The sequence below is a fragment of the Pseudoduganella aquatica genome, from assembly GCF_020865585.1.
Taxonomy (GTDB): Bacteria; Pseudomonadota; Gammaproteobacteria; order Burkholderiales; family Burkholderiaceae_D; genus Rugamonas; species Rugamonas aquatica_A.
This window is the reverse complement of sequence record NZ_CP086370.1, coordinates 4,591,388-4,610,993: the sequence shown is the minus strand read 5'-3', so window position 1 is coordinate 4,610,993 and position 19,606 is coordinate 4,591,388. Positions and strand designations below refer to the sequence as shown.

22 protein-coding genes and 1 pseudogene are annotated in these 19,606 nt (G+C 63.5%); 9 read left to right on the top strand and 14 right to left on the bottom strand.

Features of this window, described 5'->3' with window-relative positions:
* Positions 1–35: 35 nt before the first annotated feature.
* Positions 36–857: a formate dehydrogenase accessory sulfurtransferase FdhD gene (gene fdhD, locus KT882_RS20550; protein WP_228893170.1), complete on the top strand. Its 822-nt coding sequence runs from the start codon at positions 36–38 to the stop codon at positions 855–857.
* 9 nt (positions 858–866) lie between these two features.
* Here fdhD and pdxR read toward each other — a convergent pair whose 3' ends face one another.
* A complete protein-coding gene (gene pdxR / locus KT882_RS20545) occupies positions 867–2,309 on the bottom strand; it encodes a MocR-like pyridoxine biosynthesis transcription factor PdxR (protein WP_228893169.1) in 1,443 nt (480 codons plus the stop codon).
* A 144-nt stretch (positions 2,310–2,453) separates the two neighbouring features.
* On the opposite strand from pdxR, the gene KT882_RS20540 reads away from it, so the two are divergent.
* Positions 2,454–2,894: a carboxymuconolactone decarboxylase family protein gene (locus KT882_RS20540; protein ID WP_161070696.1), complete on the top strand. Its 441-nt coding sequence runs from the start codon at positions 2,454–2,456 to the stop codon at positions 2,892–2,894.
* A gap of 12 nt (positions 2,895–2,906) precedes the next feature.
* Positions 2,907–3,338 carry a cupin domain-containing protein gene (locus tag KT882_RS20535; RefSeq protein WP_161070697.1) on the top strand — a complete coding sequence of 144 codons (432 nt, stop codon included), beginning with the start codon at positions 2,907–2,909 and terminating at the stop codon, positions 3,336–3,338.
* Between the two features lie 38 nt (positions 3,339–3,376).
* On the opposite strand, the gene KT882_RS20530 is transcribed toward KT882_RS20535, so the two are convergent.
* The 7 genes from KT882_RS20530 to KT882_RS20500 all read right to left on the bottom strand — a co-directional run bounded on the left by KT882_RS20530 (position 3,377) and on the right by KT882_RS20500 (position 8,200).
* On the bottom strand, positions 3,377–3,805 hold the full coding sequence (locus KT882_RS20530) for a GNAT family N-acetyltransferase (RefSeq protein ID WP_161070698.1): 429 nt from the start codon (positions 3,803–3,805) through the stop codon (positions 3,377–3,379).
* 25 nt (positions 3,806–3,830) lie between these two features.
* Positions 3,831–4,385, bottom strand: a complete 555-nt coding sequence (locus KT882_RS20525; protein WP_161070699.1) for a protein tyrosine phosphatase family protein — start codon at positions 4,383–4,385, stop codon at positions 3,831–3,833.
* 100 nt (positions 4,386–4,485) lie between these two features.
* Positions 4,486–4,977: a hypothetical protein gene (locus KT882_RS20520; protein WP_161070700.1), complete on the bottom strand. Its 492-nt coding sequence runs from the start codon at positions 4,975–4,977 to the stop codon at positions 4,486–4,488.
* A gap of 62 nt (positions 4,978–5,039) precedes the next feature.
* The gene (locus KT882_RS20515; RefSeq protein ID WP_161070701.1) at positions 5,040–5,402 is read right to left on the bottom strand and encodes a hypothetical protein; all 363 of its coding nucleotides are present in this window, start codon (positions 5,400–5,402) and stop codon (positions 5,040–5,042) included.
* Positions 5,403–5,475: 73 nt separating this feature from the next.
* Positions 5,476–6,567: an alpha/beta hydrolase gene (locus tag KT882_RS20510; RefSeq protein ID WP_228893168.1), complete on the bottom strand. Its 1,092-nt coding sequence runs from the start codon at positions 6,565–6,567 to the stop codon at positions 5,476–5,478.
* Positions 6,568–6,970: 403 nt separating this feature from the next.
* Positions 6,971–7,468, bottom strand: coding sequence for a DUF4124 domain-containing protein (locus KT882_RS20505; RefSeq protein WP_228893167.1), 498 nt, complete (start codon positions 7,466–7,468; stop codon positions 6,971–6,973).
* A 57-nt stretch (positions 7,469–7,525) separates the two neighbouring features.
* Entirely contained in the window at positions 7,526–8,200 is a 675-nt protein-coding gene (locus tag KT882_RS20500) for a TetR/AcrR family transcriptional regulator (protein WP_161070704.1), read from the bottom strand.
* 76 nt (positions 8,201–8,276) lie between these two features.
* Here KT882_RS20500 and KT882_RS20495 point away from each other — a divergent pair, with 76 nt between their 5' ends.
* The 4 genes from KT882_RS20495 to KT882_RS20480 all read left to right on the top strand — a co-directional run bounded on the left by KT882_RS20495 (position 8,277) and on the right by KT882_RS20480 (position 11,740).
* A complete protein-coding gene (locus tag KT882_RS20495; protein WP_228893166.1) occupies positions 8,277–9,413 on the top strand; it encodes an FAD-dependent oxidoreductase in 1,137 nt (378 codons plus the stop codon).
* A gap of 67 nt (positions 9,414–9,480) precedes the next feature.
* Positions 9,481–10,707, top strand: coding sequence for an MFS transporter (locus KT882_RS20490; RefSeq protein WP_228893165.1), 1,227 nt, complete (start codon positions 9,481–9,483; stop codon positions 10,705–10,707).
* Positions 10,704–11,357, top strand: coding sequence for a helix-turn-helix transcriptional regulator (locus tag KT882_RS20485; RefSeq protein WP_228893164.1), 654 nt, complete (start codon positions 10,704–10,706; stop codon positions 11,355–11,357). Before KT882_RS20490 ends, KT882_RS20485 begins: the two co-directional genes overlap by 4 nt.
* A 161-nt stretch (positions 11,358–11,518) precedes the next feature.
* Complete coding sequence (locus tag KT882_RS20480) at positions 11,519–11,740, top strand: hypothetical protein (protein WP_228893163.1); 222 nt, start codon at positions 11,519–11,521, stop codon at positions 11,738–11,740.
* Here KT882_RS20480 and KT882_RS20475 read toward each other — a convergent pair.
* A complete protein-coding gene (locus tag KT882_RS20475) occupies positions 11,718–12,902 on the bottom strand; it encodes a multidrug effflux MFS transporter (RefSeq protein ID WP_161070709.1) in 1,185 nt (394 codons plus the stop codon). The two genes, KT882_RS20480 and KT882_RS20475, sit on opposite strands and share 23 nt — an antisense overlap.
* Positions 12,903–13,079: 177 nt before the next feature.
* Between KT882_RS20475 and epsC the strand changes: the two genes are divergently transcribed.
* On the top strand, positions 13,080–14,009 hold the full coding sequence (gene epsC, locus KT882_RS20470; RefSeq protein WP_228893162.1) for a serine O-acetyltransferase EpsC: 930 nt from the start codon (positions 13,080–13,082) through the stop codon (positions 14,007–14,009).
* Here the strand turns inward: epsC and KT882_RS20465 are convergent.
* From KT882_RS20465 to KT882_RS20445, 5 genes and pseudogenes are all read right to left on the bottom strand, one after another.
* Positions 14,006–15,202, bottom strand: a pseudogene (locus tag KT882_RS20465) (LLM class flavin-dependent oxidoreductase). The gene epsC and the pseudogene KT882_RS20465 sit on opposite strands and share 4 nt — an antisense overlap.
* On the bottom strand, positions 15,199–16,074 hold the full coding sequence (locus KT882_RS20460) for a MetQ/NlpA family ABC transporter substrate-binding protein (protein ID WP_161070711.1): 876 nt from the start codon (positions 16,072–16,074) through the stop codon (positions 15,199–15,201). Before KT882_RS20460 ends, KT882_RS20465 begins: the two are co-directional and overlap by 4 nt.
* A gap of 18 nt (positions 16,075–16,092) precedes the next feature.
* Complete coding sequence (locus KT882_RS20455) at positions 16,093–16,755, bottom strand: methionine ABC transporter permease (protein WP_228893161.1); 663 nt, start codon at positions 16,753–16,755, stop codon at positions 16,093–16,095.
* Positions 16,748–17,575, bottom strand: coding sequence for a methionine ABC transporter ATP-binding protein (locus KT882_RS20450; RefSeq protein ID WP_161070713.1), 828 nt, complete (start codon positions 17,573–17,575; stop codon positions 16,748–16,750). The genes KT882_RS20455 and KT882_RS20450 overlap by 8 nt, the downstream gene beginning before the upstream one ends.
* Positions 17,576–17,589: 14 nt before the next feature.
* Positions 17,590–18,768: an acyl-CoA dehydrogenase family protein gene (locus KT882_RS20445; RefSeq protein WP_161070714.1), complete on the bottom strand. Its 1,179-nt coding sequence runs from the start codon at positions 18,766–18,768 to the stop codon at positions 17,590–17,592.
* A gap of 196 nt (positions 18,769–18,964) precedes the next feature.
* On the opposite strand from KT882_RS20445, the gene ssuE reads away from it, so the two are divergent.
* The gene (gene ssuE, locus KT882_RS20440) at positions 18,965–19,597 is read left to right on the top strand and encodes an NADPH-dependent FMN reductase (protein WP_161070715.1); all 633 of its coding nucleotides are present in this window, start codon (positions 18,965–18,967) and stop codon (positions 19,595–19,597) included.
* The last annotated feature ends 9 nt before the right edge of the window (positions 19,598–19,606 follow it).

The following is a 19,606-nucleotide window of genomic DNA, read 5'->3' as shown; positions in this document are numbered from 1 at the left end:
AGCCGCATCAGTTGAGTCTATGGCATCATGACTGGATGAGCGCTTTCTTTGAAAATTCTTCGCCAACGTCCTCCCGCCACAGCGTGCGCCGGATCGCGCGCGGGGAGCGTCTGGACGGCATGGATGACCTGGCCGAGGAAGTGCCGGTGGCGCTGGAGTACAACGGCATTTCTCACGCGGTGATGATGGCCACGCCGGCCGATCTGGAAGACTTCGCTCTGGGCTTCTCGCTGACTGAAGGGATCTTGAACGATACAGGCGAATGCTACGGCATCGACATCGAAGAGGCCTGCGGCGGGCTGACCGTGAAGCTGGAGGTTTCGGCGCGCGCTTTCACGCAGCTCAAGGAGCGGCGCCGCAGCTTGAGCGGGCGCACCGGTTGCGGCTTGTGCGGCGTGGACAGCCTGGACCAGGTCTACCGCGCCTTGCCCGCACTCGCGCCGGACCGCGTGCTGACGCCAGCCGCCATCTCCACCGCGCTCGCCGCGCTGACCGGCGCGCAGTCTTTGGCCCGTTTGACCGGCGCTGCCCACGCAGCCGCATGGTGCGGGCCGAACGGCGAATTGCAGGCCGTGTTCGAGGACGTGGGCCGTCACAACGCGCTCGACAAGCTGATAGGCATGATGGCGCGCCGCCGCCTGGACCCGTCGTCCGGCTTTGTGCTTGTCACCAGCCGCGCCAGCGTGGAGATGGTGCAGAAGACCGCCATGGCCCGCGTGTCTGCGCTGGTGGCGATCTCGGCGCCCACGGCGGCGGCGGTGCGCCTGGCCGAAGGCTGCGGCATGACGCTGGTGGCGTTCGCGCGCGGCGGCGGCTTCGTCTGCTACGCGCATGGCACGGAGCGCCTGCTCGGTTGAGCGTCCCGCTCAGTCCATCTCCACCAGAATGTCGCGCACGCGGGTGAGGGCGGGTTCGATGTCCAGCGTGTCGATGGCGCCGTAGCCGAGGAACAGGCCTTGCTGAGGCGGCTGGTCGGCATAGAAATTGGCCAGCGAATACAAGCCCACGTCGGCGCGCCGCGCCAGCCGGATCAGCAGATCGATATCGACCTCCCGCTTGCACAGCGCCGCCAGGTGGAAGCCCGCTTCGGCCGGCACCAGCTCGAACCAAGGCGCCAGCAGCGTGGCGAACAGCGCCTGCAAACGCTCGCGCCGCAAGGCATAGATGCCGTGGCAGCGGCGGATGTGCTTCTGCAGATGCCCGTCGCCGATGAACTTGGCCAGCGCATGCTGGTTCATGGTGCCGGTGTGCCAGTCCGTCAGGTGCTTGACGGTCAGTACCGCGTTGAGCAGCGCGTCCGGCAGCACCATGTAGCCAAGACGCAGCTCGGGCAGCATCACCTTGGAGAAGGTGCCGACGAAGACCACAATGCCGTGCTTGTCCATGCTTTGCAGCGAGTCCGCCGGACGGCCTTCGTAGCGGAATTCGCTGTCGTAGTCATCCTCCACGATAATCGCGCCGATGTCGCGCGCGCGTGCCAGCAGGGCGCGGCGGCGCGCCACGCTCATCGGCATCCCAAGCGGGAACTGGTGCGCGGGGGTGACGTAGATCAGGCGCGTGCCGTCCGGTATGCGCTCCACCAGCATGCCTTCGGCGTCCAGCGGTATGCCGACCACCTGCGCACCCTGGCTGGCGAACAGGCCGCGCGCGGCAGGGTAGCCGGGGTCTTCCACGGCCACCGCGCAGCCCGGCTCCAGCAGCACCCGTCCCAGCAGGTCCAGCGCCTGCTGCGCGCCATTGGTCACCACCACGTTGACGGGCGTGCAGGCCACTCCGCGCGCGAAGGCGATGTGGCGGGCGATGGCTTCGCGCAGCACCGGCAGGCCTTCTGCGTCCGAGTAGCGGCCGCGCAGCGCGGGGTCCTGGCGCAGGGCGTGGGTGACGCAGCGGCGCCATTCGTCCATGGGGAAGTGGCCCGGCGTGGCGCAGCCGCCGATGAATTCATAGCGCGAACGGCCTTCCGGCAGCGGATGGCGCAGCGGCGTGGGCATGCTGTCCCATTTGCGCACGATGTCGGCGCTGGCCAATCCGGCGAGGCCGGCGGGGGCCATGCTGCCACGGCGCGGCGCGGCCGGCGCTTGCACAAAGCTGCCTGCGCCCACGCGGCCCACCACGAGCTTGTCCAGCGTAAGGCGGCTATAGGCTTCGGACACGGTCTTGCGCGACAGGCCAAGCTGCTCGGCCAGGAGACGGGAAGGGGGCAGTTGCTGGCCGTCCGCCAGCCGCCCGCTGCGGATGGCATCCGACAACTGGCGGTAAACCTGCCCGGCCAGGTCCTTGCGGCCTTCGATAGTGATGTGGAGTTCCATGGTTAACAAGGCTGCCCGGATTCCAGCGGCTTGGCAAGGGATTGGACTCTTGGTCTGCACAATTTCCCCGGAATTGGCATCCTTCGCAGGGCTTTTGGCCTCCTACAATGGCTTCACTAACCCACACATTGAAGGAGCAGCAAAATGAACGCACGCATCGATTTCTACACCGCCAACCCAGACGCAATGAAAGCCATGATCGCCCTGGAAGTGGCAGTCGGCAAACTGGGCCTGGAGCCATCGCTGGTTGAACTGATCAAGCTGCGCTCGTCGCAGATCAACGGCTGCGCCTTCTGCGTGGACATGCACACCAGCGACATGCGCAAGGCCGGCGAAACCGAGCGCCGCCTGAGCGGCCTGGTGGTTTGGCAGGAAACCCCGTTCTTCACCGCCCGCGAGCGCGCCGCGCTGGCTTGGACCGAAGCGCTGACCCGCATCGCCGACACCCATGCGCCGGACGCGGTCTACGCCGAACTGGCGGAGCACTTCAATGCATCGGAAATGGTGGCTGTGACGCTGGCCATCAACGCCATCAACGGCTGGAACCGTCTGGCGATCGGCTTCCGCAAGATGCCTGCACTGTAAGGGAGCGCCGCCATGCTACGCAAATCCCTGATCGTGGCGGCGGCGGCCGTCGCCGCGCTGTCCTTGTCCTTGGGCGCGCAAGCCCATGAAGGTCACGTTGACGCCGCCACCGGCAAGGAAGTCCTGGGCATGCTGCAGCATTTGCCGCTGCCCGACGCGCCAGGCAAACATGGCGTGCTGGTGACAGTGACGTATGCGCCAGGCCAGGCCTCCATCCCGCACCGCCATCCGGGCTCCGTGTTCGCTTACGTGCTGGAGGGCGAAGTGGAGTCGCAACTGGCCGATGGCAAGCCCGTGACCTACAAGGCCGGCGACTCCTGGTACGAAGCGCCGCTGATCGTGCATGGAATGTCGCGCAACGCCAGCGCCACCAAGCCGGCCAAGCTGCTGGTTTATATGATGCTGGGGGAGGGCGATCCGCCGCTCATCCCGCTGAGCAAGTAGCTGGCGTTGGACTGGGTGGAGCCGGAAGGCTCCACTTTTCAATACAGTTTCTTGGTCATGAATATGCGGCTGACGCCTTCAATGTCAGACTCAATTTCGCCGAAACTCCTCCACCCGTTCTTCTTGTAGAATCCGGGCGCCTGGAAGCTGATGGTGTAAAGGACGGCTGAACGGCAGCCCCGTTCGCGTGCTTCGTCTTCGAATGCTTGCAGGATCTTTGTGCCCAGTCCCGAGCCACGCAGGGAGTCCGGGAGGTGAAACAGGTCCAGAAACGCCAGCCCGAGTGACGTTCTTCCGACTATTCCGCCCAAGATTTCATTGGTGTCGGGATCTCTCACCATCACGCACAGGGGGCGGCGGTCGCTTAAGCCCGATGTCTGGAGATTGAACTCGTCCAATCCTTTGCCTATCGCTTTTTCGAATTCGGGATCGGTGTTATCGCTGACGACAATGACGTTCTGCTTCAAGGTATTTCCTTCTGAATCGTTCGGCTTAGTAAGGTTCAAACGCTATCCCCGCCTTGCGCAACTGGGACGTCAGCAGCCGGTTCCACGGGCCTCTTGGAGACCAGACCCGCGCTACCGCTTGATACGCCTGTTCGGGCGCTTCGTGCGCTTGTGTCACGCGATACAGAAACGTGAACGTGGACGCACGCATATTGACCTGGCAGTGAATCAGCACCTTGCGGCCCTGAAACCGCTTCATCGCCACGACGAACTGCTCGAAGTCGGCCTCGGTAGGTTCGCCGAATTCGATAGGGATGTTGATGAACTCCAGGCCCTGTCTGCGGACGATGTTCGCCTCGTCGGCAACGGCATCGGAGACAGTCGGCGGCGCGAGGTAGATGACAGCCTGGAAGCCTTGGCTCCCGAGCTGGGAAAGGGACGCAGCGGTCGGTTGGCCTGAAGTTACAATCGTCGGCGAAATGGCCACGACGTTGGGCGCCTGGATACCGGTTTCGTCAGCATGGACTGGTGTGGTTGTCAGCGCCGAAACCAACATGGTGATCGCGATCAGAAAACTGCGGGGTAATGTGCTGATGCGCATGTGGTGGACCTTATCGGTTGTAGTTGCTTAGATTGCATCTTACAGGTTGCGCTAGGTGGCTGGCGGCTTCCGCCTGCGGATTCAACCGATGTACATCCAGTCATACGGAGGTGGCCGCGCCGAGGGGCGATGTTGGGGCCGCCCGTTCGTACTTTTGCATAAGCCAAAATGAAATGCATAGCGCAAAGAGATTTACGCCTATGGCGATACGTTCGCCAGGCTGTCCGAGGTTCAGGCCAAATTGCGCGCCGAGTACGGAGCCGGAAATGCCGACTTCTACCGGAGACAGTTTGACAAGGACTTGCGCCTGGGCGCCGCAAAACGCCGCGTAGCCGAGAGCAGGTGATTGCAGTAAAGGAGCCTGAACTAGCCAGAAGACGGCATTCTGAAATAGTGCTTTCCGATTGCCCTCGAGCATCTGCACGCCGCAATATACGCCCCACAGGAAAAATGCTGTGGCAAGCACAATAGCTATAAAAGAATTTGTCGAGGGGGCCTGACGCTGCAGGTGTGTGTTCATAATTGAACTGAAGCCAATTGCCCCACCACCGAGAGCCAATATGCCAAGTCCACGACGCTGCCACTTATTCAAAGATTTACTCCTGTATATACGATAGAAAACTATTCTGCATAAGCGTACCAGGCGGTAGCACACTACGCTGCGCAAGAGCTAATAGCAGCATTGATACGCAAAGTTTCCCGGCTTGCATCTGTTATGCCGATTATCAACCGTGCCCACGCGTTCCCCTTTAAATCGATTACTACAGTTTGAAGTCCCCCGCGTCTATACACGAACTGCCTGGCGCCTTTTGAAATGAACGTGCCAGCTGCGAGTACAAATGGGATATGTGTTCCCGGAAGACGCCAGCCAAGTTTCAAGCCGTCCAGACCGTTATTTTCCCTTACGGCAACGACTTGACTCAGCGGCACCTTCACCTTATGAACAAAGGAAAAGAGCTGCTCCCACTTATCGAGATGGACGATAAGCTCGCTTTCAGTTATTTCGAATTGGGGCATGCTCGGTCTCCTATGACTGCTAAATCATCAATCTCCGTTTCCGGCCGAACCTGCGACGGCATTCAGTATGCCATCATTTCACCGGGATCATTCCGATCGTCCCAAGCCACGTTTCGACCAGCAAGGGCCACTTCTTGATTGGCGACTTTGTTGCGCGAAGGCCAAACGCGTGCCCGCCATTGGCGAACAAGTGCATCTCAGCGGGTACATTTTCCTTCCTTAGTGCCGCATAATAAAGCAGAGAAAACTCGACGGGGTCTACCGGATCGTCTTGCGCATGAAGCAGAAACGTTGGAGGCGTTTGGCTGGTGACTTTAATGGTTGGATTGAGCCTTGATAAGTCAGCTTTGTAGTTTATCGACATGTGCCCAGGGTACAGAGCCACTGCAAAGTTAGGGAGGCAACTCTCCTTGTCGGCGTCATCAACAGGCGAATAGATGCGTTGACCATGCGTACTGATCGATGCGACCAAGTGCCCGCCAGCGGAAAAGCCGAGAACGCCAATCTTGTTCGGATCGATTTTCCAGTCGGAGGCATTGTGGCGAATGAGCCCCAGCGCCCTTTGGGCATCTTGAAGCGCGGTGTGCGTTTTCGGGATGACACGCATGTTGCGGATCTGATCCCAATGTGGACCGGATCCGGGAACCCGGTATTTCAAAAGTACACATGTCACACCTATCGATGTGAGCCAATCACAGACTTCCGTTCCCTCAAGATCGATAGCCAGGTGCCAATACCCGCCGCCTGGAAAAACTACAACGGCAGCGCCAGTGTTCGGTCCTGTTGGCGGGTAAACCGTCATCGTTGGTCGTGTGACATTGGCCACCTCCAACCAAGATTTACCAGCGACGAGCCGCTTGTCTTGCAGCGTCACTTCTTCAGGCCCAGTGCTTGACTTGGCGTCCGGGATTGCTCCAGGCCAGATCGGTATTTGTTTATTTCCGTTCGCAGGTTGCCACGGGGCTGCCTGCGCGCTGGCGAAAGAAGAGGCCGCAATTATGCAAAGAAGATATTTCAAGAAATTTACTTTCAATGTCGAAGCTGAAATTTCATTTGTGTGGTAATTTTTTGTGCGCTGACGGGTTATCGATTTTTTTAGGCCATACAGCCATGCACACACCGCTGAACATGCCAACAAATGCAGCGCGGTACCAGTCAAGATCATGGCTGCTACTTAAAAAATAAGTGTAAATCAGGGTGCCAATTGCAGCGCCTGTACCAGCCAAAAGGAATTTTTTCATGTGCGCGTTATTATCAATATAAAGTTAGGCAAAATAGGCACAGACCGCGACAAGCGCCAAGGCAAAGGTACCAAGAGCAAGGCGGCTGCGTGTTGGTTGGCTTCGGTCTATACAATATCCGCATGCGTGTCCTGCAAACATGCCCATGCCGAGCCCGAACGTCATATTGGTGCCAAGCGCTGCGGCTACTAGCACACCCAATCCCATTCCCAACAGTAAACCTATGATTGCCTTTGGCACTTGGCGTGTTTGCTCGGCACTTTCTCTCATATCACTCCTAGTATTCGGACGGTATCGAAAACTGGCGGGCTGCCCCCCATCGTTTTGCTAGTGGCGCCTGCCGCTGCCGCAGGTCAGCGCGTGGTTGGTTTTGCGTTCGAGGATCACTTCCTGGCGCTGTGCTTCTGTCAGTCGCTGCGGCGAGTTGCCGCCGTGGGTGATGGAGAGGTGTTTGGTCTTTTCGGCGTATTCGATCTGCTGGCGGTCGCGCGTGCAGAGTTCTTCGTCGCTCATCGCGTTGTTGGAACGGTTGGCGCTGGGGTAGTATGGCTCCTGCTTGGCCTTTGCCGATTCTTCCTGGCTGGCTGCGCGGCGTTCCAAGGCGGTCTGCCGTAGCCAGTTTTTGCGGGAGGCTTGCTCGCGCTCGCGCCAGTCGTCTTTTGCGGCGGCGGTGGAGGAGGTGGCTTGCACGCCCCGCATCGGCTGGACTTTGGCGTCGACGCCGTCCTGCGGGCGGTCCGAGTAGTGGATCTTGCCGTTGGCGTCGGTCCATTTGTATATCTCGGCCTGCGCGGGTAAGGTAGACAGCGCTAGCAGGAATGGCAACAGAATTTTCATGCGGCAACTATAAGCGCTTTCGGTACCGCAAAGGCTCACACATTGTCACAGCGCGGGCGCTATTCCGGCCAATATTAGATCTATCCCTGCAAGAAAATCGCTGCGGTCATCGTGGTCGCGCAGATGGGCGGCCATGCTGCGCGTGAAAGCGTATTCGACGGCGTCCAGCTTGGACCAGTCGTCGGCAACGGCGCCCAGGAAGTCCGTCCTGTCCGCTTCGTGTTCGCGGGCGAATTGCGCGTTGGCGGCGTTTTGCCCGGCCACGCCCAGGATGTAGTGCAGCAGCGCGGACGCGGTCTGCCACAGGGCGCGGTCCGGCACGCCGAGTGCGCCGACTTGCCGGCCTATGCCTTCCAGGATACGCACCATCGGCATCTTGCCCGGGCTGCGCGCAAGTTCGGCGCCCACCCATGGATGCGCGTCGATGGCGTCGAAAATGGCGAGGCCGGCGGCGCGGATTTTCTCCTTCGGCGTGGCGCCGTCCACGGCGGCGGCCATGGCCTGCGCGACGATGCTGTCGCAGGCGGCATTCAGCAGGTCTCCCTTGTTGGCCACATGCCAGTAGATGGCGCCGGCGCCGGTGCCCAGCTGCTCGGAGAGGGCGCGGAACGTCAGGCCGCTTTCGCCGCTGCTGTCCAGCAGCGCGATGGATTGTTCGATGATGCTGTCCCGTGAGAGCGACGCTTCTCCGCGTTGGGTGCGGCGTGTGTTCTTGACCATGCCGCATCTTGACATGCTTGGTGGCTTGCCGCAATATCTGTGGAACGACGTTCCATAACTAAGGTAAGGCATCAAAATGACAACAATCGGCATCATAGGCGCGGGACTGGGTGGGCTGATGCTCGCCCGCGTGCTGCATGTGAACGGCATCGCGGCGACGGTCTACGAGGCGGATGCTTCACCGGACGCGCGCCCGCAGGGCGGCATGCTGGACATCCACGAACAGGACGGCCAGCTGGCGCTGAAGGCGGCGGGCGTGTTCGATGAGTTCACCCGCATCATTCATGAAGGCGGCCAGGCCACGCGGGTGCTGGACAAGCACGGCAAGCTGCTGCACGAGATGGGCGACGATGGCACCGGCGGACGGCCCGAAGTTCCGCGCGGCGAGCTGCGGCGCATCCTGCTTGAGTCGCTGCCCGACGGGACTGTGCAATGGGGCCGCAAGCTGGCGGCGGTCACTTCGCTGGGTGGCGGACGCCATGAACTCGTGTTCAGCGACGGTTCCGCCACCACCACGGAGCTGCTGGTGGGCGCGGATGGCGCGTGGTCCAGGGTGCGGCCGCTGCTGTCCGGGACCAAGCCAGCTTATACCGGGTTCACCTTTATCGAGACCTGGTTTTTCGATGCGGACCATCGCCACCTTCCGAGCGCGCAGGCGGCCGGCAGCGGCGCCGGGTTCGCGCTGGCGCCGGGGCAGGGCATTTTTATGCACCGCGAGCCGGACGGCGTGCTGCATGCTTACCTTGCCTTGAACAAGCCGCTGGATTGGATCGCGGATATCGACTTCGAGGATGCCGCCGCCGCCAAGTCCCGCATCGCCGCCGAATTTGAAGGCTGGGCGCCGGAGCTGAAGTCGCTCATCACGGACAGCGATACCGCGCCGGTGCCTCGCCCCATCCATGCGCTGCCGGACGGGCACAGGTGGAACCGCGTGCCAGGCGTAACACTGCTCGGCGACGCGGCGCACGTGATGGCGCCAGCCGGCGACGGCGCCAATCTGGCCATGGTGGACGGCGCGGAACTGGGCCAGGCCATTGCCGCCAACCCGGGCCACCTGGAGGCCGCGCTGGCCGCCTACGAGCAGGCGCTGTTTCCCCGCGCCGAGGCGGCCGCTGCGGGCGCGCGCGAAGTCTTCGAGGTGTGCTTTGGCATGAATGCGCCGCAGAGCCTGATCGGTTTCTTCACCGCCCACCTGGAATCCGCATATAAATAAACATAAAAGTTTACTTATGTTGGCCGCGCCGGTATATTGATGGAACTCCAGCAATCCGAGATTCATCATGAAAAATGCGCTGCTGATCGCCGCCGCCTGCCTGCTGGCCCTGCTGTCCACCATCGGGGCCTCGCTTCCGTATCCCATATTGCCGCCGCTGTTCGCGTCCGGCGCCGAGTCCGGCCTGAACCAGTTCCTGGGCCTGCCGCCCAAGCTGCTGTTCAGCGTGGCGGTGATGATCAACCCGCTCGGACTGCTGATCGGCTCCACCGTGCTGGGCGCGCTGTCGGACCGCTACGGCCGCCGTCCGGTGCTGCTGGCCACCGGTTTGGGCGCCGCCCTCGGCCATGCGCTGACGGCGGGCGCACTGCTGCTGGAATCCTATCCCTTGTTCCTGGCGGCCCGTTTCGCCACCGGCCTGCTGGAAGGGAACGGCGCCGTGGCGCGCGCCATGCTGGCCGAACGGCTTGAGGGCACGCTGCGCAACCGCGCCATCGGCTGGCTGAACGGCGCTTTCCATTTCGGCTGGCTGGCCGGGCCGCTGTTGGGCGGCTTGACGGTGGGCTTTGGCCTGACGGTGCCGTTCTGGATCGCCGCCGGCGCGCTGCTGGCCGTGGCGCTGGTGGTGATGGCGGTGCTGCCGCGCGAAACGCCGTCCACGCTCACCACGTCCTGGTGGCAGGTGGCGCGCGACCGCCATTCGCTGAATCTGCTCAAGCACGCGGAACTGCGCACGCTGTTCAAGCTTCAGCTGGCGGTGACCTGCGGCGTGACGGCGTTCTATGAGTTCTATCCGCTGTGGCTGGTGGAAGTGGGGCGCTATGACGCGCAGGGCATTGCCGCCATCAACGTGGGCTTGTGCGGCTTGATGACGCTGTCTTCGCTGTTCTCCGGCAGGCCGAGCGCCACGGCGCCGCTCAAGCGCGCTTCCTTGCATGCGTTCGGCATCGCCTGTGCGGTGGCGCTGGTGGCGCTGGGCAATTTGTGGGTGGGCATGGTGGGCATCGTGCTGTTCGGCTTGCCGAATTCCTTCTACAACGCGGTGGTGCAGAACTGGGCGGCGGACCGGTTTGGTGCGCACGGGCAGGGCGCCGTCATGGGACTGTTGTCGACTACTTTCTGCCTGGCGAATATACTGATGGCGCTTGCTGGGGCGGTGCTGACGCTGATCGACACCCGCCTGGTATTGCTGCTGGGTGCTGCGCTGAGCGCTGCCGCAGCCTGGCAGTTGCAGGCGTGGCGCTTGCGTTTGCCCCTGGCCGCTCCGATGACTTTGAATAAATCGCCCGAATGAACACTGCCGACAATGTACTTTTCCTGCTGAAGACGCGCGGTCCGCAAACCGCGCAGAAGCTGGCCGAGCTGCTGGACCTGACTTCGATGGGCGCGCGCCGCCAGCTTGAGTCGGCGCAGGAGAAGGGGCTGGTCGCGTTTGAGGACGTGGCGGACAAGGTGGGGCGGCCGTCGCGCCGCTGGCATCTGACCGAGGCGGGCCATGCGCGCTTCCCGGACCGGCATGCGGACTTGACGCTGCAGATGATCCAGCAGGTGCGCTCGCTGTTCGGCGAGGAGGGCATGGATAAGCTGATCGCTGCGCGGGAGAAGGAGAGCGAGGCGGTCTACAGGGCGGCGCTGGATGCGGTTGCGCCGCCGGCGCGGGCCGATGTGCTGGCCGGGCGCGTGGAGGCGCTGGCGCGCGCGCGGGACGCGGAAGGGTATATGGCGGAGACCGAGCTTCAGCAGGACGGGAGTTTGCTGCTGATCGAGAACCATTGCCCTATCTGCGCGGCGGCGACCAGTTGCCAGGGGTTTTGCAGGTCCGAGCTGCAGGTGTTTCAGCGCGTGCTGGGCGACGCATGTCAGGTTGAGCGCGCGGAGCATTTGCTGTCCGGTGCGCGGCGCTGCGTGTACGTGATCAGGCCTGTGTTGGGCCATGGTTCGTGAGCGCTCGAGCTCGCGTAGGGCGGGTTAGCAGCGCAGCCGCGTAACCCGCCCTACGATGGAAGGGCGTGCGGTGCGCCCGGGTATGCGACGGTGGGCTTATACTGGGCCAATCGCACTAAGCATGGAGAAGTCTTATGGACGAGCAGCAGCGGCGGCAGTTTGTGAACGAAGTCTGGCAGCGCTTCGAGGAGGTGCAGGATTGGGCCATCGCCAACTGGCCCAACCCGGAGCATCCGCTCTCCACGTCCGACTTCGTGGAGGCCCGTAAGGAAATCCTGGCGCTGGGCCAAGCTCGGCACGCGCGCCCGTCGCAGTCCGGCGAGCCCGAACCCGAGCAGGGCGGCGCGCAGTATGTAGACGTTACTCCGTCGCCTTGGCCTTGATGCCGTGCGCCGCCACCCAGGCGGCGAAGCTGATCGCCAGGCCACCCATCACGCCGCAGGCCAGCTTGTAGGCGCTGTCGAACAGCATCGGCGCCACCACGCCCGAGATCAGCGCGAACAAAATCATCTGGATGAAGGACTGCATGGACGAAGCCAGCCCGCTGTTGTTGGGGAAGTGGTTCAGCGCGATCAGCGTCATCGGCGGCATGGCGATGGCCAGTGCGAACGAATACACGAACAGCGGCAGCACGGCCCACGGCACTTCCGCCGCGAAGTAGTGGTTGTAGGCCATGTTGGCCGCGCCCGCTGCGCCCATGATGGCGTAGCTCCACCAGATCTGCGCGTTCTGCGAATAGCGCTTGGCCAGCTTGCCGGACAGGCCGGAACCTATCACCGAGCCGCTGATCAGCGGGAAGAACAGCCAGGCGAACGCGGTTTCCGGCAGGTGCAGGATGTGCATCACGAAGTAGGCGGCCGAGCCGATGTAGAGCGCGAAGCCGCCGAAGGCCATGCCCACGCTGATGGACAGCAGCAGGAACTGGCGGTGGCACAGCACTTTCCAGTAGTTGGCCGCGATAAGGCGGCCGTGGAAGGGATGGCGGTCCTGCTTGGGCAGGCTTTCCGGCAGCAGGCGCAGCACGGCGAAGTACATCAGGATGCCGAAGCCGGTCAGGAACCAGAAGATGGAGCGCCAGCCGAAGGATACTTGCAGCCAGCCGCCCAGGATGGGCGCGATGGCGGGCGCAAGGCCGAACACCATCATCACGTGCGACATGATTTTCTGCGCCTCGGCGCCGGAGAACCGGTCCTGCACGATGGCGCGGCTGACCACCATGCCCGCGCCGGCCGACAGTCCTTGCAGCACGCGGCAGGCCAGCAGCACGCCGAAGGACGGCGCCAGCGCCGCGACGATGGAGGCGGCGATATAAATCACCAGCGATACCAGAATGACAGGCCGGCGGCCGAAGGAATCGGACATGGTGCCGTAGAACAGCATCATGAAGGCGAAGCAGAAAAGGAACAGGCTGAGGGTCTGCTGGATGGCGATGGGGCTCGCGTCGAAGGCCAGGGCGATGGCGGGGAAGGACGGAAGATAGGTGTCGATGGCGAGCGGACCGACCATGGTGAGGCCGGCCAGCAGCAGTGTCAGCAGAATATTCATGGATGCGTTATTGTTACCTGGAGCGGTATTTTACGCCACGTGCCGCGCTTCTGCCGGACGGTGGCTAACGGCATATCGATATGCGGATTTCGCATATGGTATGCCGAATTTATTCCTTCGCTTTGCGCGGGCCGCTGATTAAGCTTCTACGCCATAACATTGTTTTTTTGAGATTCCATGACTATCGATACCTATGACGGCACCGGCGTGCGCCCTGCGCACTGGAATTTGGGGCCGGTGATCGAGCAGCTGCGCATTTCGCGCGAAGCCACGCACAACATCCGCCACCAGGGCCGCGTGCGCGAGCTGCCGTCGCGCGAGGCGCTGACCACCATCGTCAACGGCCTGTCCGCCGTGCTGTTCCCCACGCATTACGGCCGCCCGAACCTGACCGACGAGAGCATTGATTACTTTGTCGGCGACACGCTGAACACCACGCTGAACCGCCTCACCGAGCAGGTGCGGCGCGGCCTGCAGTTCACGGCGCAGCCGGCCGACGGCAACGAGGACGCGCTCACCGAGCAGGCCAACAACATCACACGCGAGTTCGCGGCGGGGCTGCCGGGCGTGCGCGCGCTGCTGGTGTCGGACGTGCAGGCGGCCTTCGCGGGCGACCCTGCGGCGACGTCGATTGCCGAGATCATGCTGTGCTATCCGGGCACCATCGCCATCCTGCATTACCGCCTGGCGCATTTGCTGCACCAACTGGGCGCTCCTTTCATTGCGCGCCTGATCTGCGACATCGCGCACTCGAAGACCGGCGTGGACATCCACCCCGCCGCGCAGATCGGCGCCAGCTTCTTTATCGACCACGGCACCGGCGTGGTGATCGGCGAAACCGCCATCCTGGGGCAGGGCGTGCGCCTGTACCAGCACGTAACGCTGGGCGCCAAGCGCTTCCCGGCGGACGCCAGCGGTGTACTCATCAAGGGTACGCCGCGCCACCCTATCGTGGAGGACGACGTGGTGATCTACGCCGGCGCCACCATCCTGGGCCGCATCACCATCGGCGCAGGTTCCACGATAGGCGGCAATGTGTGGCTCACGCAAAGCGTGCCGGCCAACAGCAATGTGTCGCAGGCGCAGATGCGCAACGACTGCCGCTAAGCCCACTGGGCAGCCTGCCTGCGCGGCTGCCCGGTCAGTTTTTCCTGCAGCGTTCCCGGGGCGTATTCGCGCTGGTATCGCCCCCGGCGCTGCAGCTCGGGCACGATGTAGTCCACCACGTCGCGCATGGATTCATGGGCGACGGCGAAGGCGAGGTTGAAGCCGTCGATGCCGGTTTCGTCCTGCCAGGTTTCCAGCTGGTCCGCCACCTGGGCCGCATCTCCCACCAGCACCGGGCCGCCCGCCCAGGCCGATGAATTCCGCCGCCTGGCGCACGGTCCATGTGCGGTCAGGGTCCGCCTGGCTGAAGGAGGCCAGCGCCGAGCGGCCGGCCTGCGAGTCCATATAGTCTATGGTGGCGTCCAGTGGGTAGGCGCTGAAGTCCACGCCGGTCCAGCCGGACAGCAGCGTTAGCGTCGCTTCGATGTCGATATGGCTGCGGTATTCCTCGTGTTTGGCCCAGGCTTCCTCCTCGCTGGCGCCGGTGATGATGAGCGCTTGCGCGTAGATCAGCAGTCCTTCCGGCTTGCGGCCCGCAGCAGCGGCGGCGCGCACAGGTGGATGCCGGGCACCTTGTAGTAGCGGCCTTCGTGGGCGATGGCGTGTACTTTCGCCGGGTCGATATAGACGCCGCGCTGCTTGTCGTTCACCACCGCGCCGTCTTCCCAGCTTTGCTCCCACAGTTTGCCCACCACTTCCATGTACTCGTCGGCCAGGTCGTAGCGTTCGTCGTGGCCGAGCTGGCGCTGCAGGCCCAGGTTGCGCGCCGCGCTGTCCAGGTAGCCGGTGACGATGTTCCAGCCCATGCGGCCGCGTGTCAAATGGTCCAGCGTGGACATGCGGCGCGCAAAGGTGTAGGGATGTTCGTAGGTCAGCGCGCAGGTGACGCCGAAGCCCAGGTGCTCGGTGGCTTGCGCCATCAGCGGCACCAGCGCGAGTGGGTCGTTCAGCGGCACTTGCACCGCGTGCTTCAACGCAGCCTCCACGCTGCCCTGGTAGACGTCGTACACGCCCAGCACGTCGGCCAGGAAGACGGCGTCGAAGCGGCCCGCTTCCAGCAGCCGGGCCAGTTCGGTCCAGTGCTCAGGATCGGTGTAGCGGTGGCTGGTGTCGCGCGGGTGCGTCCACAGGCCGGGTGACTGGTGGCCCACCGTGTTCATCTGGAAGGCGTTGAAGCGGATCCTCCTGCTCATTTTGCCTCGAGCGCCAGCTGGTAGTCGGTCTTGGAGTAGTCCGCAAAGTGCTTGTTCGTCACGGCCAGGAACTCGCGCGAGCGGTAGGCCGCTTCAATGTCCTTGGCGAACTGCTTGTTCTTGTCGGCCGTGCGTACCGCCACCAGGTTGATGTAGTTGGGCGAAATCTTCTCCGTCACCAGCGCCTCGCTCAGTTTCAGGCCCGAGGCCAGCGCGTAGTTGCCGTTGACGAAGGAGTAGTCCGTGTCCTGCAGGGAGCGCGGCAGCTGCGCGGCTTCCAGCGGCACCAGCTTGATCTTTTTGGTGTTGGTGGCGATGTCCTTTTCGGAGGCGCGGATAGGATCGGTGCCGGCGCGCAGCTTCACCCAGCCCAGCTGGTCCAGCAGCACCAGCGCGCGGGCCTGGTTGGCCGGGTCGTTGGGCAGGGCGACGGTGGTGCCTTCCCTGGCGTCGGCCAGCGTTTTATGCTTTTTGCTGTAGATGGCGATGGGGGCGGTGGGTATCGTCACCAGCTCGCTCAGCGCCAGTTTGTGCTCGCTGGCGAACTTCTTCAGGTAGATGATGTGCTGGAACACGTTGGCGTCCAGCGAGCCTTCGGCCAGCGCGAAATTGGGCTGCACGTAGTCGTTGAACTCCACCAGCTTGACCTTGTAGCCCTGCTTCTCGAGGATGGGTTTGATGCCCAGCTTGATCTGGTCGGCGTAGGGGCCGGCGCTGGTTCCTATCACCAGTTCTTTCGGGTCTTTGGCGTTGGCCGGTGCGGACGTGAGGCCAGCAACGAGGCCGACGGCCAGGCTGGCCGCCGCAATGGCGGTGGCGCTGAGCGCGCGCAGGACGAAGGTGCGGCGGCGGGCGTGGTGCAGGGATGGCATGGGATATTCCTTATGAAGTTAGCGTTTGTCCAGGCGGCTGGCGATGCGGTTGCCCGTGAACTGGATGGTTTGGACGATAGCGATGAGGACGGCGACGGTGGCGATCATGACGTCGGTCTCGAAGCGGTAGTAGCCGTAGCGGATGGCGAGGTCGCCGATGCCGCCGCCGCCCACCACGCCGGCCACGGCGGAATAGGACAGGAAGCTGATGGACAGCACGGTGAGCGCGAGCACCAGGCCGGAGCGGGCTTCCACCAGCAACACGCGCAGCACGATCTGCAGTTCGGAAGCGCCCATGGCGTGCGCCGCTTCAATCACGCCGCGCGGCACTTCGCGCAGCGCCTGTTCGACCATGCGGGCGAAGTAGGGGATGGCGGCGATGGACAGCGGCACGGCGGCCGCCAGCGGGCCGATGGAGGTGCCCGCGATAATGCGCGTGAGCGGCACCAGCGCCACCAGCAGGATGATAAAGGGGAAGGAGCGCACGGTGTTGACGATCCAGCCCAGCACCAGGGAGGCTGGTTTGTTCTGCAGGGACTGGCCGTCTGCCACCAGGAACAGCAGCACGCCCAGCGGGCCGCCTATCAGCACGGCGGCGGACAGGCCTATGCCCAGCATGGTCAGCGTCTGGCCGAGCGCGGTCCAGAGTTCGGGCAGCAGGGAGATGAATTTTTCAAGCATGGACGGTCTCCTTGCGGGGGGCGATTGCGGCGGAGGGAGAGGCAGCGGCGGGGCGCAGGCTGGCCAGCTCGCGGCCCAGGGCGGTCTTGCGCATTTCGCCGCCGGTGAGCGCGAATTCCTCGGCGATGGCGCCGTCCTCGATCACGGCCACACGGTCGCAGATGGCGTCCAGCACGGACAGTTCGTGGCTGACGATGACGATGGTGACGTCCAGCCGCTGGTTGATGTCCTTGAGCGTGGCCAGCAGCGCGCGCGTGGTCTCGGCGTCCAGCGCGGAGGTGGGTTCGTCGCACAGCAGCACGGCGGGGCCGCTGGCCAGCGCGCGCGCAATGGCCACGCGCTGCTTCTGCCCGCCGGACAGCTGCGCGGGGTAGCTTTCCGCCTTGCCGCCCAGTTCAACCAGCTCCAGGCAGTCGCGCACGCGCGCGGCGATCTGCTCCTTGCTGCGGCCGCCGTGGATGCGCAGGGGGAAGGCCACGTTGTCGAACACGCTGGCGTTCTGCAGCAGGTTGAACTGCTGGAAGATCATGCCGATGTTCTGGCGCGCCGCGCGCAGTTCGCGCTTGCCGAGGGCGGTCAGCTCGCGGCCATCGACCGTCACGCTGCCGCTGTCCGGCTGCTCCAGCAGGTTAATCAGGCGCAGCAGGGTGGACTTGCCTGCGCCGCTCTTGCCTATCAGGCCGAATATTTCACCCTCGCGTACTTCCAGCGACACGTTTTTGACGGCGTGGAATTGTCCGCCCTTGGGAAGGGCGAACGTTTTGCTTGCGCCGCGGATCTGTATCAGCGGCGCGCGAGGGACTTGCGGGGTAATCGTCATTGAATTATCGTCGTTTAAGAATATGCAGTTGGTTCGGGCAGCGTGCCTTGCAGCGCGTAGCGGCCCAGGTCGCGGTATTTGTAGTCGATCGGATCGTGCAGGGTATGCACGCGCACATTGCGCCAGTAGCGGTCGAAGCCGTACTTGGCCGAAGTGGACCGGGCGCCGGTCAGTTCGAACAGCTGGCTGCTGATCTCAACGCCCGCCTTGTGGGCCAGCACTTTTGCTTCGGCCACTGTGACGGCCAGTTCGCCGCGCGTGCGGGCGCTCACATGCTCGCCTTGGGCAAACACGCGGTCCAGCTCCTGCGCCGCAAAGTCCGCCAGCACTTGCGCGGGCCGCAGCAGCGTCCACAGCTGGCCGTAGCGGTGCTGCACCAGCGGGTCGTCGCTGGCGGCGGGCACGCCGGACTGGAACCAGGGCCGCGCTTCGTCGTTGGTGTAGGCGCGCGCCGCTTCGAACGCGCCTTCGCCTATGCCCAGATACAGGTTGGCCATGATGAGCTGCGCCACTTGCGAGCGCAGCGTGGCGCGCGGCGTTGGCGCCTGGCCGGGCGCTTGCAGCACCAGCTCGGACGGCAGGCGCACACCGTTGAAGGAGACGTTGCCGCTATCGGTCTGGCGCTGGCCGAACGCATCCCAGTCTGCCTGCACGCGGATGCCCTCCTGGCGCGTGGGCAGCACGGCGATCAGCGCGCTTTGCGTGGACGCGTGCCATGCGGACAGCGTGAGCCAGTCCGAACCCACCGAGCCGGAGGCAAAGCTTTTCAGGCCGTTCAGCTCAAAGCCGTTGCGCGCGTCGGCCGCCATGGTGCGCTTGTCCAGCGGGTTAAGCGCATTGCCCCAGAACAGGCGCTGCTCCACGGTCTCCGTCAGCAGGCGGCGCTGCTGCTGCGGGCTGCCGTATAGAAGGATGCCCGCCAGCTGCAGGTGGTGGAAGCCGAAGACGTGGGCCAGCGCGCTGTCGGCGCGGGCCAGAATGCGAATGACCTGATAGACCTTGCTCCAGCTGCCGCCCTGGCCGCCGAATTCGGCTGGGATGGACAGCGTGAGCAGGCCCGATTCGCGTATCCATTCACGTTCGGCGGCGGCGTGGCCGCCTGCGCGGTCGCGCTCAACGGCGTTCTCGGCAAGGCGCGCGGCCAGCGCCGAGGCGACGGCGATGGGGTCTTCGGTGAAGAAGTCTTCGTCCATGATACGAATTCCAATGATGATGATGCGAACCAGTATCGCACCCGCATTCCGACCCCGTACACGAAGAAATACGGCTTTCCATATGCGGAAATGTCATGCGCCGAAAATCAGATATCGATGCGTAAAACAATTCGTTTTGCTTTCAGGCGGACGCACTTAATCTGCTGAAAAACCAACACTTATCACGGGGAGAAAAATGAGCATCCTACTTCTTGGCGGCAGTCCTTCGATTCCATCCAGTTCCAGCCGCTTGCTGCTGCACATCGGCGACAAGCTGGCGCTGCATGGGCATACGCTGCAGCGCTTGCATGTCCGCGACCTGCCGGCGCAGGCCTTACTGCATGCGGATTTTGAGGACGCTGCCATCAAGCGCGCCGTCGAGGCAGTGGCTTCGGCGCAGGCCATCGTTATCGCCACGCCGGTGTACAAGGCCGCTTATTCCGGCGTGCTGAAGGCCTTCCTGGACCTACTGCCGCAGGACGGGCTTGCGGGCAAGGTCGTGCTGCCCATCGCCACCGGCGGCACGCAGTCGCACATGCTGGCGCTGGACTACGCGCTGCGCCCCGTGCTGCATGCGCTGGCCGCCAGGCAGGTGCTGACCAGCATCTTCGCCACCAGCCAGCAGCTGGTCTGGCATGAGGAGGAAGGCCTCACGCTGGCGCCGCCTATCGCGAGCCGTGTCGCAGCGGGCGTGGATGAAGTGGTGACGGCGCTGGCGCCGCTGGCTAAGCCGCGCGCCGCCGCCGTCCACGGCGTGCACGTTACGAACGGCGCGCCGGTGCGTTCGCTGCAGGACTACCCATACACGGCCGCCACCCAGGCCGCATAAAAAGGAAAG